Origin of the sequence: Candidatus Methylopumilus planktonicus, assembly GCF_000981505.1 — a bacterium.
GTDB lineage: Bacteria > Pseudomonadota > Gammaproteobacteria > Burkholderiales > Methylophilaceae > Methylopumilus > Methylopumilus planktonicus.
Genome location: NZ_LN827929.1, coordinates 729,676 through 742,389, shown reverse-complemented (window position 1 = coordinate 742,389; position 12,714 = coordinate 729,676). Strand labels below are relative to the sequence as shown.

Annotated in this window: 12 protein-coding genes and 2 tRNA genes; 7 read left to right on the top strand and 7 right to left on the bottom strand. The window is 36.7% G+C overall.

Going from position 1 to position 12,714, the window contains the following annotated elements; translation table 11 throughout:
• The first annotated feature begins 62 nt into the window (after positions 1-62).
• The 3 genes from BN1208_RS04030 to BN1208_RS04020 are packed head-to-tail and all read left to right on the top strand — an operon-like array spanning position 63 to position 2,959.
• A complete protein-coding gene (locus BN1208_RS04030; RefSeq protein WP_046488113.1) occupies positions 63-1,826 on the top strand; it encodes a pyrroloquinoline quinone-dependent dehydrogenase in 1,764 nt (587 codons plus the stop codon).
• A 17-nt stretch (positions 1,827-1,843) separates the two neighbouring features.
• Positions 1,844-2,581, top strand: coding sequence for a pseudouridine synthase (locus BN1208_RS04025; RefSeq protein ID WP_046488110.1), 738 nt, complete (start codon positions 1,844-1,846; stop codon positions 2,579-2,581).
• The gene (locus tag BN1208_RS04020) at positions 2,582-2,959 is read left to right on the top strand and encodes a hypothetical protein (RefSeq protein ID WP_046488107.1); all 378 of its coding nucleotides are present in this window, start codon (positions 2,582-2,584) and stop codon (positions 2,957-2,959) included.
• 3 nt (positions 2,960-2,962) lie between these two features.
• On the opposite strand, the gene ppa is transcribed toward BN1208_RS04020, so the two are convergent.
• The 4 genes from ppa to queF form a co-directional block, all read right to left on the bottom strand.
• A complete protein-coding gene (ppa, locus tag BN1208_RS04015) occupies positions 2,963-3,493 on the bottom strand; it encodes an inorganic diphosphatase (RefSeq protein WP_046488102.1) in 531 nt (176 codons plus the stop codon).
• Positions 3,494-3,573: 80 nt separating this feature from the next.
• Positions 3,574-3,649: transfer RNA gene (locus BN1208_RS04010), tRNA-Glu, on the bottom strand.
• 53 nt (positions 3,650-3,702) lie between these two features.
• A tRNA-Ala gene (locus BN1208_RS04005) sits at positions 3,703-3,778 on the bottom strand.
• Positions 3,779-3,834: 56 nt separating this feature from the next.
• Positions 3,835-4,281 carry a preQ(1) synthase gene (queF, locus tag BN1208_RS04000; protein WP_046488099.1) on the bottom strand — a complete coding sequence of 149 codons (447 nt, stop codon included), beginning with the start codon at positions 4,279-4,281 and terminating at the stop codon, positions 3,835-3,837.
• A gap of 77 nt (positions 4,282-4,358) precedes the next feature.
• Between queF and smc the strand changes: the two genes are divergently transcribed.
• From smc to BN1208_RS03980, 4 genes are all read left to right on the top strand, one after another.
• On the top strand, positions 4,359-7,859 hold the full coding sequence (gene smc / locus BN1208_RS03995) for a chromosome segregation protein SMC (protein ID WP_046488096.1): 3,501 nt from the start codon (positions 4,359-4,361) through the stop codon (positions 7,857-7,859).
• 76 nt (positions 7,860-7,935) lie between these two features.
• Positions 7,936-8,904, top strand: coding sequence for a cell division protein ZipA C-terminal FtsZ-binding domain-containing protein (locus BN1208_RS03990; protein ID WP_162197763.1), 969 nt, complete (start codon positions 7,936-7,938; stop codon positions 8,902-8,904).
• Entirely contained in the window at positions 8,905-10,920 is a 2,016-nt protein-coding gene (gene ligA, locus BN1208_RS03985; protein WP_046488092.1) for an NAD-dependent DNA ligase LigA, read from the top strand.
• Positions 10,921-10,925: 5 nt separating this feature from the next.
• Entirely contained in the window at positions 10,926-11,786 is an 861-nt protein-coding gene (locus BN1208_RS03980) for a tetratricopeptide repeat protein (RefSeq protein ID WP_046488091.1), read from the top strand.
• Between the two features lie 60 nt (positions 11,787-11,846).
• Here the strand turns inward: BN1208_RS03980 and BN1208_RS03975 are convergent, their stop codons facing one another.
• Genes BN1208_RS03975 through BN1208_RS03965 form a run of 3 tightly spaced genes read right to left on the bottom strand, consistent with a single transcriptional unit; the run spans position 11,847 to position 12,706 of the window.
• Positions 11,847-12,071, bottom strand: a complete 225-nt coding sequence (locus BN1208_RS03975) for a hypothetical protein (RefSeq protein WP_046488090.1) — start codon at positions 12,069-12,071, stop codon at positions 11,847-11,849.
• A 9-nt stretch (positions 12,072-12,080) separates the two neighbouring features.
• The gene (locus BN1208_RS03970; protein ID WP_046488088.1) at positions 12,081-12,329 is read right to left on the bottom strand and encodes a hypothetical protein; all 249 of its coding nucleotides are present in this window, start codon (positions 12,327-12,329) and stop codon (positions 12,081-12,083) included.
• A 5-nt stretch (positions 12,330-12,334) separates the two neighbouring features.
• The gene (locus BN1208_RS03965; protein WP_231854569.1) at positions 12,335-12,706 is read right to left on the bottom strand and encodes a hypothetical protein; all 372 of its coding nucleotides are present in this window, start codon (positions 12,704-12,706) and stop codon (positions 12,335-12,337) included.
• Positions 12,707-12,714 lie beyond the last annotated feature (8 nt).

The following is a 12,714-nucleotide window of genomic DNA, read 5'->3' as shown; positions in this document are numbered from 1 at the left end:
TGAAATCTATTCGAGCGGCTCTATTAAGCTTCTTTTTTCTTATATTCACAGGTTGCGCTTCTATGGATTCTATTTCCCCAGACTCATTGTCTTTAGATAAGATTTCTCTACCCAAGCTTCCGTCATTCAAATTTGGCTCAGACGAGCAATGGCCTTCATATGGTAAGAATCTTACCAATCAACGCTTTTCGACCTTAACTCAAATTAATCAAGATAACGTCAAAAATCTTGAACTCGCTTGGAAATTTAAATCGGGTGTTGCAGCGACATTTCAAGCATCCCCATTGGTTATTAATAATGTAATGTTTATCAGTCTTCCGCATAACCATGTGGTGGCATTAGACGCAAAGACAGGTAAAGAGTTATGGCGTTATAACCATAAAAAAAGAGATAGCTGGAGAATGTGTTGCGGACCTGCAAATCGAGGAGTGGCATATTCAAGTAATAAAATTTTTATAGGTACCGTTGATGCAAGATTGGTTGCCTTAGATGCGAAAACAGGTAAAAAAATCTGGGATATTGATGTTGCTGATAATGATAATAAATTTGAAAGTAGTGACTCACTAAGTCAGTCTGACAGTAAGAGTCAAAAGGATGTTTATGGTCAAACCGGTGTAGGTATTGCTATGGCCCCAGTAACTTACAAAGATTTAGTAATTGTGGGCATTACAGGGGTGGGATATGGATTACATGTCGACACCCCCAGACCAGATGCACCAATGGGCGCTGTGATTGGTGTGGATGGTCGTTTTGGGCGCCCAGGATTTTTGGCAGCCTATAACATTCAAACAGGTAAGCGTGTCTGGCAGTTCGATACGATTCCATCAGAAGGATGGGAGGGTAAATTTAGAGAAACAATTGAAGGTATTATTTCTTTAAACCGTAACATTGCTCAAGAAAAAGAAAGTCTTAAGAATAATAAAGAGGCTTGGAAGTATGGAGGAGGCTCAGCATGGAGCACCCCAGCTATTGATGAAGATGCAAATACTTTATATTTTGGTACAGGTAATCCTTCTCCACAGATGAATGACATTTCAAGACCTGGAGACAATTTATATACTGTTTCCCTTGTAGCGCTTGATGCGACCTCAGGTAAATTAAAATGGTTTTATCAGCAAGTTCCTCATGATGTATGGGGATATGATGTTGCTAGCCCCCTAGTATTATTTGAATATAAGAAAGATGGTAAAACAATTTCTGCGGTAGGTCAGGCCAGTAAGACCGGTTGGTATTACATTCACAATCGTATCACGGGTGATCTTTTGGCAAAAACAGAACCCTTTGTGCCACAAAAAAATCTTTTTGCAAAAGCCACAGCTGAAGGTACAGTTTTATACCCGGGTATTTTAGGCGGTGCTAATTGGGGCCCAACTTCCCTAGATGAAAAAAATCAAATTGCATTTGTTTCAGCTATTCATGCACCTATTAAATACACATTAGTTGATGAGCCTGCGCGTGATGATTTACCTGCGATTAGATATGCTTCTTCCGAACCTACACAAGATGAGAGATGGGGACTACTTTCTGCTATTGATCTAAATAGTAAAAAAATTAAATGGCAAGTTAAGACAGATCAACCATTAACAGGAGGCTTATTAGCGACTGAAGGTAATCTTGTTTTCATGGGTGAGGGTAATGGGAATTTTAATGCTTACAATGCTAAAACTGGAAAGTTACTTTGGACAAATAAAGTTGATGCAGGTGTTAATGCACCACCTATTAGTTATGAGATTGATGGAACGCAATATATTGCTGTTGCTGCAGGTGGTAATTCTATCTTTGGTTTCAAAGAAGGTGACAACATCTTGGTTTACAAACTTAAATAATCATAAAGCTTATATAAATGGAAGAAGCTGTTCGTATTTCAAAAATACTATCTGAGCTTGGTCTTTGTTCGAGAAGAGAAGCTGATACTTATATCGAACAAGGCCTTGTCATGCTTGATGGTAAGGTTGTCACTGAATTAGGTACACGCGCTTATCGATCACAAAAAGTTGAATTAAAAAAGCAAGCAGCTATTCAGCAGTCCTCCAAAGCTACCGTTATCTTAAATAAACCCGTGGGTTATATTTCACATCTTGATGACGATAAAGCTTTTACGCCTGCCGCCAGTCTAGTGACCCACGATAATTTTCAACTTTCTAAACAGAAATCGTCTCGAAATTCAAGATTTAATACCGATGGGTTGGCTCCAGCTGGAAGACTTGATATTGATTCTTCAGGATTATTAGTGCTTACACAAGATGGAAGAATTGCTAAAACAATTATTGGTGAGCAGAGCGCTATCGAAAAAGAATACTTAGTTCGAGTTGAAGGAAAATTAGTGAGTCAAGGTTTGGAGTTATTAAGACATGGACTTTCGCTCGATGGCTACAAGCTAAAAAATGCTGAAGTTGAATGGCAAAATGACGATCAATTGCGCTTTGTTTTAACCGAGGGACGAAATAGACAAATTAGAAGAATGTGCGAGCTTGTTGGGCTTCATGTGACTGGATTAAAAAGGGTGAGAATTGGAAATGTTTTACTTGGCGATCTGCCCACAGGCATGTGGCGTTTTTTAGAAGAGAAAGAAAATTTTTAAATGGCCATTGCATTAGAGCATATTAATTTTATTGTTCGAAGATTAACTATTGAAGAGAAATATCCTGGCGGATGGGAACAATGCTTGATCGATCACGCTTCTTCCCTCGGAACTCGCGTTTGGTATGATGAGCATCTGTTTAGAGATGGCGCTATGAATCCAATTGATATGGAAAATTTAGTGAATGCTTGGAGAGATATTGGCTTTCAAGCTGTTTTAATTAACGGCGAAAAGAAGTGGCTAGATTGCTGCGTCATTGATGAAAACTTCGAAACTTTATCTTTGTCATGTGATTGGATAGAAATAGATATCACAGGAGAATATGCATTTCTTAAAGATGAAGACCCGTCCGAGATTGTGGGACGTCATGGGTTTTAACAGCTAACTTTTTTTGTATCTTTCAATGCCCTCGAGAATTTCTTTGTGTGCATCTTGAGGACCTTTCCAGCCTTTAACTTTAACCCATTTACCTTTTTCCAAATCTTTATAGTGCTCGAAAAAATGTTGAATTTGATTAAGGCGTAAAGGATTCATATCTTCCGGTTTTTGCCAGCGCGAATAGATTGAAAGAATTCTATCTTCAGGAACTGCTAAAACTTTTGCGTCCTGACCCTGCTCATCTTCCATTTCTAATATGCCAACAGCGCGACAACTTACAACCACGCCTGGAATTAAAGGGAATGGAGTAACGACAAGCACATCAACAGGATCACCATCCCCCGAAATTGTTTTTGGTACATAGCCATAGTTAGTAGGGTAGTGCATAGCAGTGCCCATAAATCGATCTACAAAGATCGCACCTGACTCTTTATCCACCTCATATTTGATTGGATCAGCATTCATAGGAATTTCAATAATGACGTTAAAATATGTTGGAATATTTTTACCAGGAAGGACGTTATCTAAGCTCATAAGTTTTTACGGGAAATTTTAAAAAAAGTGATTCTAGCATGTTTGAAGCTATCTCTGAATTGCAGAGCTAGCTTGGTAATTGGCGTCCCCAAGGGGAGTCGAACCCCTGTTCCCTCCGTGAAAGGGAGGTGTCCTAGGCCTCTAGACGATGGGGACCTAAGAAAAGAAGGTGCTATTCTACTATAGAACAGCGTTTGATATAAGGTATTTGGTGGAGATAAGCGGGATCGAACCGCTGACCTCTTGCATGCCATGCAAGCGCTCTCCCAGCTGAGCTATACCCCCAGATATTTGATCGAAGGCGTCCATCTTAAGTTCTACTGATAGGCGAGTCAATCCTTTTAAGATCGGGTGTTTGATTGTTTTGAAAATTGCGTTAAATCAATTGTAGGTTCTGGCTTCCAACCCTTTTTCTTATGCTCGACGACCACGTTAGTAAAAACGCCGCCACGCACAAAGAATTCGGCACGAAGCCGCATAAATCGTGGTTCCGTTGCCTTTACTAAATCATCTAAAATTCGATTAGTGACGGCCTCATGGAAACAGCCTTCATCCCTAAAAGACCAGATATAAAGCTTAAGACTTTTAAGCTCCACACATTTTTTATTGGGAATGTAATCAAGATATAAAGTCGCAAAGTCTGGCTGCCCCGTCTTAGGGCATAAACAGGTAAATTCAGGAATTTGCATCTGAATATGGAAGTCCCGAGAAGTGCATGGATTAGTGAAAGTTTCAAGCTTTTTAGTAGGTTTTGCGCTTGGTTTTTTTCCCAAAGAAAGTGCGTTCATAGATTAAAATAAGATAGTAAAAAAAGTTATTATACTGTTATTACTTATCACCTACTTCACTTCAACAAAAGAATATTGTGCGACTTATACAACTTAAATTAGCTGGTTTTAAATCTTTCGTAGACCCCACCACCATTCAACTTCAAGGGCAAAGAGTTGGTATTGTAGGCCCCAATGGCTGCGGAAAATCAAACATCATGGAATCCGTGAAATGGGTGCTTGGCGAATCTTCAGCAAAAGAAATGCGAAGTGAAAATATGGATTCGGTCATTTTCAACGGATCAGAAAACCGTAAACCGATTTCTCGTGCAAGTGTCGAACTAATTTTTGATAACTCTTTAGGAAAAGCGCCTACAGAATGGTCACAGTATGCAGAAATATCTGTAAAACGAGTCATCGAAAGAGAAAAAGGCTCCACTTATTATATTAATAATTTAGCTGTTAGGCGAAAAGACATTGCTGATCTTTTCTTAGGGACAGGCTTGGGTGGAAGAGGGTATGCCATCATCGGTCAAAATACTATCTCACAAATTATTGAAGCCAAACCTGAGGAATTAAGAAATTATCTTGAAGAAGCTGCTGGCGTTAGCAAATACAAAGAGCGTCGCCGTGAAACAGAATTTAGACTAAGAGACACGCGAGAAAATTTAAGTCGCATCCAAGATGTCGTAAACGAAATTATTCAGCAGATTGCAAAGCTTGAATCTCAAGCAGTGATTGCAACAAAGTATAACGAACTCACTGAGAAGCATAAGTTTCATCAAGCACAAGTCTGGGTATTAAAAAAACGCGATGCTAGTATTGTTTGGAAAAAACATCAGTCTCAGGTTGAGAAGCTCGTAAATGAATTAGAGCAACAAACTGCAGCTCTAAGAAAAATAGAGGCTGAAGTAGAAAATTTAAGACAAGCTCACATTAATGCTTCTGATGAAATCAATAAGAACCAAGCAAGCTTTTACGAAATCAATTCTGAAGTTTCCAATATTGAAAATAACATTAGAAATCAAAATGAGCTTTTAGAGCGCAGCAAAAAAGAATTAGTTGAAATTGAAGCTAATCTTACTAAGAATGCAGAAGATCAGCTTAAATTTACAAAAGAAATTGAAGAGGCATTAATTGAGAAAACAGCCTTAAGCGAGCTCTTTAAGACCAAAGATGAGAGCTTTAATACACTTAAATCATCAATTCAGTCAGTAGAAGCGCAATACCTTTCATCATCAGAACAATTTAACTTATCTGCAAACCAATTTCAGATAACGCAAGAAAAAATCAATCTTGAAAAAGCGACGATAGATTTCATTCACAAAACCGAAGAAGAAACAAATGCACGCATTTCATTTTTAAGTAATGAGATCAACAATATTGATTTGTCTGGTAAATCTCAACTCGAAGAGAAAGAAATTGATCTTACTGATAAGCGATCAGATGTGGAAAAAATTGAAGAAAAGATAAGTGAAAATAAATCACTATCATCCGACCTTGAAGAAGAAATTGATACTTTCAGACAGCATCAGATAGAAATACAAAAAGAATTAAGTCAGATTGAGGGTGAAATTAAAACACTTGCTCAAATTCAAGATGATACCCAAGGAAATGAAAGCCTTAAAAGCTGGACTTCTCAGCACAATATAAACACTTCAAATCGTCTTTGGGAAAAGCTAAAAATCAAAACAGACTGGGTAACAGCTATCGAATCAGCGCTTGGTGGAAAACTAAATGCAGTCTTAGCTCAATATGAATTAATAGCTCATAGGCCACCTGCGTCTATGGTCCTTGCTAATTTAAACGCGTCTCATGCTTATAAGCCAAAAAATAATAAATTAAATTCCGCATTGGATACTATTGAAATTAGCGATCCACTTCTTATGAATCTCTTATCAGAATGGTTATCTGATTGCTACCTTATTCCAAAGGGCGAAAGCTACAAAAATTTCATTGGTGATTTGGAGCAGGGGGAATTCTTAGTAAATCAACAAGGCGATATTTTTACTAAAAATAGCGTTTCCTTTTATGGCAAAGATGCATCTCTTAACGGCATTCTTGTTCGCCAAGAAAGACTCAAAGCGCTGCAAGAAAGATTTCCGTCCATAGAAAAAAATTATAAAGATGTATTAAATAAACTTAATGAAGCTGAGCTTCAATTAAATGATTATGAAGAGCAAGCAGATTCTTTCAGTGAGGAATTAAAGGACTCCTTAAATGAGCTTCATCAAACGGAGATAGAAGTAGAAAAAATTCAACAAAGCATAGCTTACGCTAATGAAAAGCATAGCAATATTTCTCATGAGCAAAATGAGTTAAAGGTAAAGCTGACCCAAATTGAGGTTGATAAAAAATCCAAGTCTAGTCTCATTCAAAATTTAGAGGGTGATTTACATAGATTTTTAGAGCAAAAAACAGCCACTGAAGAAATTAAAAAACGCCATGAATTCGATTACGAAAGCGCTAAAAAGCAAGTCAATGAGGCAGAAATACAACTTCAAGAAAGCCATTTTAATTTAAAGATTATTGATAACAAAGTTAGCGAATTAAAGACCAGAGTAAGTCTATTATCTGAAGATAATAATACTCTTAATAATAAAAAAGATATTGCTAAGGCCTCAATCAATACTGAGCATGTTGATGCACTGCAAACTACCTTAAGAGAAAAACTTACAGTTAAAGACGAACGAGAAAAAGTCCTTATTGCATCGCGTGACAATCTTGCTCAAAAAGAAATAGATTTACGTGAAAGCGAACAAAAACGATTGCAAACTGAGCAAGCGGTTCACCCAATCCGAGACAAACTCGAGCAATCTCGTTTAAATGAGCAGGAATCAAAATTACTATTTGAACAATTTCAAAATGAGATCAATGAGTCACAATTAGATGAGGTGGTTCTTTCAGAATCAATCACAGACAAAACAACCGTTAAAGAAGTGCAAGAGCTGTGCAACAAACTTCAAGAAGAAATTAATTTATTAGGCCCTGTCAATCTAGCTGCTATTCATGAACTTACCTCAGAAAAGGAAAGGAAAGGTTATCTTGATAGCCAGGTTGAAGATTTAACGTCCGCGAGCAATACTTTAGAGGACGCTATAAGGCGTATTGATAAAGAGACACGAGATCGCTTAATTACTACTTTTAATGAAGTGAATAAGAACTTTACAGAGTTTTTTAAAGTGCTATTTGATGGTGGCCAAGCAAAGCTTGAGCTTTTAGGCGAAGAGATTTTAGATACGGGCATTCAAGTTACAGCTCAGCCCCCAGGCAAAAAGAATACAACCATCAGTCAATTATCCGGTGGAGAAAAAGCATTAACTGCTACAGCCCTCGTATTTGCTCTATTCAAGTTAAATCCAGCACCATTCTGTCTCATGGACGAGGTCGATGCACCACTTGATGATAGCAATACACTTCGTTTCACAAATATGGTTACTGAGATGTCCAAAAATACACAATTTCTTTATGTATCACATAATAAAATCGCTATGGAAATGGCTCAGCAACTTATAGGTGTCACGATGCAAGAATCTGGTGTATCAAGAATTGTTGAGGTGTCATTAGAGGAAGTAGAGAAGATGGAGCTAGCAAATTAAGTTAACAGGACTTATTACAAGCATGTCTGACATTCAGTTTGCCCTGACGATTCTCGCAGTAATAATTATCCTTATTATGATCATTTTTAACTGGATTCGTCTTATCCAGTACCGAAAACAAAACCATGCTGAAAAATCTTTTTTATATAAAGATGAAAATGGTTTAAGCCTGGAAGAAAAAAATCCTTATGATCATGATTTAAGCATCTCAGAAAAATATTTACTTTCGAACTTACCTAAAGATATCTATCGCGATATTGATGCTATTGCTTTTATAAGGCTTAACAAAGCAACCCATGCCACTTCTAAATTAAACTTAAGAGACTTTATTGAACTTCCTCATGCGCATTGTTTCATTCGTAGAAATGAAGATGAATGGCAGTCTACAGAGGGCTTAACTGGCTCAGCATCATTCGATCAAATACTTATAGCTATTCAGTTGGTAGATCGCCAAGGCCCAATTTCACAAGCACATACACAGACATTTCGAATGCTTTCAGAGAAAACTAAAAATGATTTAGATGGAAGCCTAATTTGGCTTTCCCATTCAAATATAGAAGAAGATGCAAAAGAGCTTAATCAATTTTGCGCTCTTGTCGATCATATGATGACTTTAACTCTAATCCCCAAAAATAATAGCTTGTTCGATAATGAAAAGCTAATTGAAACATTAAAAACAGATGGTTTCAAAGTAAACAAAGATGGGTATCATGAATTCAAGGGTCGTGATAAGCACCCTTTATTTCGGGTAACTTCTTTAAATCAACAGCCCTTAAGTTTTAATCTTGATCCGTATATTCAAGGCATTCTTTTTCAAATGGATTTGCCACTTACCTTGAGTTGTAAAGAATCGTTTGACGCAATGTTGGAATCGATTACTAATTTTCAAAAAGAACTTGAATGTATGCTTGTTGATTCCAATAAAAAAGAATTAAATGTTAACCATATTGAGCGCATTAGATATCAGGTTGAAAAAATTGAAAATCAAATGGTAGCTAAAAATATCATACCTGGAAGCTCATGCGCACGAAGACTATTTTCTTAAATGAAGCCTGATAAAGAAAATATTAAGAAAAAAATTCAAGAGCTAATCGAAAAGATAAGCGTATTCGATTATCAATATTATGTTTTAGACAATCCTTCTATTTCAGATTTTGAATATGACACAATCTTTAGGTCACTTGTTGATTTAGAGAATGTAAATCCAGAGCTAATTCGACCTGATTCACCTTCCCAAAGGGTAGGGGGTAAGGCACTAGCTGCTTTTGAGAGTGTTATTCATCGTCAAGCAATGTTATCTCTAAATAACGCTTTCGAAGAGGCTGAGCTTATGGCTTTTGATAAGCGCATTAAAGATGATATTGGTATCGATGAAGTAGAATATGCAGTTGAGCCGAAATTTGACGGACTTGCGATCACACTCACTTATGAAGATGGTATTTTTGTTCAGGGTGCGACACGGGGTGATGGCTACACAGGGGAAAATGTCACACATAATTTAAGAACTATTCGCTCAATACCAACTAAACTCAATCATATAAATCCACCTAAAATTTTAGAAGTGAGAGGTGAGGTCTTGATGCTTAAAAAAGACTTTGAATTACTAAATCAAAAGCAGGAATCTTTAGGCGAAAAAAAATTTGCAAATCCAAGAAATGCGGCTGCAGGGAGTTTAAGGCAGCTTGATCCCAGAATAACAGTAACAAGACCACTTACATTTTTTTCCTATGGTTTGGGCATAAGCGAACCCAATTTAAATTTAAAAACTCATACGGAAACAATTCAACTTCTAAAAAAAATTAATTTACCTATTTCTGATTTATCTACAAGTGTTAAAGGTATAAAAGGCTTGCAAAGTTTTTATGAGAAGGTATTAAAGTTAAGAGACTCACTAGCCTATGACATCGATGGCGTAGTATATAAAGTTAATTCCTTTAATTATCAGAATGAGTTGGGTTTTGTATCACGCGCTCCTCGATGGGCTATCGCCCATAAATTTCCGGCCGAAGAAGCATTGACTGAAATTTTAGACATCAGTGTTCAGGTTGGTCGAACAGGGGCTATAACGCCTGTAGCGCGATTGAAACCAGTCTTCGTAGGTGGTGTAACTGTGACGAATGCAACCCTTCATAATGAGGATGAGATGATTCGCAAAGATGTTCATATTGGAGATATTGTAAGCGTTCGAAGAGCAGGGGATGTGATTCCTGAAATTGTAAGGGTGTTACTTGATAAGAGACCCAAGACAATTACGAAATTTAAAATGCCAGCAGAATGTCCGGAATGTAGCTCACCTCTTGTCAGAATTGATGATGAAGCAATCATTCGTTGTTCAGGCGGCCTAATTTGTCCTGCACAACAAAAGCAATCTATTATTCATTTTGCATCTCGAAAGGCTATGGATATCGAAGGATTGGGAGATAAATCTGTTGAACAATTAGTTACCGTAGGCCTGATTCACGGGTTACCTGATATTTTCAAATTAGAACTTCAACAATTAGTCAGTCTTGATCGTATGGCAGAAAAATCCGGTCAAAACTTATTAGATGCTATTGAAAAAAGCAAATTAACATCATTACCTCGATTTATTTATGCGCTTGGTATTAGGAATGTAGGTGAGTCTACCGCCAAAGATCTTGCTGGTTTCTATGGTGATTTAAATGAAATTATGAAACAAACGGAAGAAAGCTTACAGCTTGTGCCTGATATTGGCCCTACAGTTGCAAAATCGATAAATGATTTTTTTATGCAAACTAAAAACAGGGAAGTTATTAAATCCTTAATAGAGCTAGGCGTTCATTGGCCTAAATACGATATTAAAAAATCTGCTTCAGGAATATTTGCAACTAAAACTTTTGTGCTCACTGGAACTTTGCCTTCGATGTCACGTGACGATGCTAAATCAATCATTGAGATGAACGGGGGAAAGGTAGCAGGAAGTGTTTCTAAAAAAACTGATTATGTTGTTGCGGGATCAGATGCTGGAAGTAAGCTAGCCACGGCTCAAGAACTTGGTGTTAAAATTATTTCACAAGAAGAGCTTTTGAAACTTATAATTTAAAAACTATGAAACTTAAAAAACATTTTTTAGTAATACTATTGAGCGTATTTTTTTCCACAAATACTTTTTCTAAAGAGCCAATCAAATCATGCGATGAGCTATTAAGTGATAACCAATATGAAGATGCTTTAAAAACAAAAAAAAGTGAATTCATATCTACTTTTTGTCATGGGAAAGTTAATTTAAGGCTTAAAAATTTCGATGAGGCTATAAATAACTTTAAGCTAGCGGATAAGTTATCAAAAAGTGATACTGATCATTTTATGGCTGATTTGCTTCTGGGCATGACATTAAAAGAAGCCAAAAGATTAGATGATGCCCTTTTACATTTTAAAAATTCCTATTCACATGTAAAAGTCAATAAACTATTTAAGCGTCTTTATTTAGTTGAAATGGGTGAAACTTTAATACTTCTTAGCAAGCATGAGGAAGCTGCAAACGTATTCCTTGAGGCTTATACATTAACTGCCAATGATGAAGAACGTGCGGCTAATTTAGATCGAGCTGCTTTTGCATATGCATTACTTAAGAATTATACGAAAGCTATCGAGTATGAGTTAAAAGCCAATTTGGCTTTCGATCGCACTGGTTTGTTAGGTGAATATGCAGAATCTGGGATTAATCTTGCTTTATATTATTTAGAGGCTAATGATCTAGCTTCATCTGAGAGAACGCTTTTGAAATTGGAGAAGTTTTCACGAGAGAATGGGGGAATGTACTATCTTGCTAAAGTTTTATTCACCCAAAGTAAGTATTACAAAAAGAAATCAAATATCGATCTTAGTAAGTCTAAGTTGGATGAAGCAAATAAGATTGCCAATGATATTGGAGCAGAGGACTTAAAAACGCTTTTTAGTACTATTTAGTCTAGACTGTATCTTCTATTTTACATAATACACATTATACGAAGTTAGGTTAATTCAAACCTATCTATGAAAGTCTTTAAATTGCCTTGGCAATGCCTCTTCCTGGACTACAAATTCCATGCCTGCCATTGAACCTATAAATATGCCTGATTTATACTGCATTCGAACCTTCACTGTATTTAAAGAAATTTCTAATTGATCTTTTGCTCTATAATTTAAGATATATCCCGTGACTTTTTTGCCATTGTCAGTGCATGTCACCTCTACAGCGTCTTGATCATCCATCGGGATTTCCTATAAGTTATTTTTTATGAAAATGAGTTCTTGCATTGGGTCATTATAAATCTCGAAGGGTTGCTGCGCCTTCTCGTACCAGTAGCGACTATTGAATTCATCGCCCTCAATCTTATGAAGGACAGCATGAATCCAATAAGCCTTTGCGGAGTGTATGTCTTGAACAATTTTGTGAGAAGCCTCCCACGAATCGTTGATCGCGAAATCAATCGCTTGGTTCAGCAGCTCCTTTTCTTGTGAGCCAGGCATGAATATTATCGGTTATTAAAGAAACCTATATTGTTAACTTTACCATTCATAATGGTGAGCTCAGTCTGTTTCCAGGTATTTTTTGCGTCAGATTTCACAAGATTATCGTAGTACCACATCTCAATATTGACACGGTTACTAGAGCCTACTCCTTTTTCTGTAGGCCTTCCAATCACAGAACTTGCATTAGTAGGCTTTACAGACATTTCTTTCCTGGCAGGCTCACCTAAAATTTGTAGTACTTTTTCTTTAGATTTAGCCCCGAATGCATCGAGAAACTCATTTTCTGTATAGAGTTTCTTTCCCTCAGCAAGCACTTGAAAAGAAAAACCTAAAGCTATGAATATAAATAATAATTTTTTAAATAATGTTGACATATTAACCT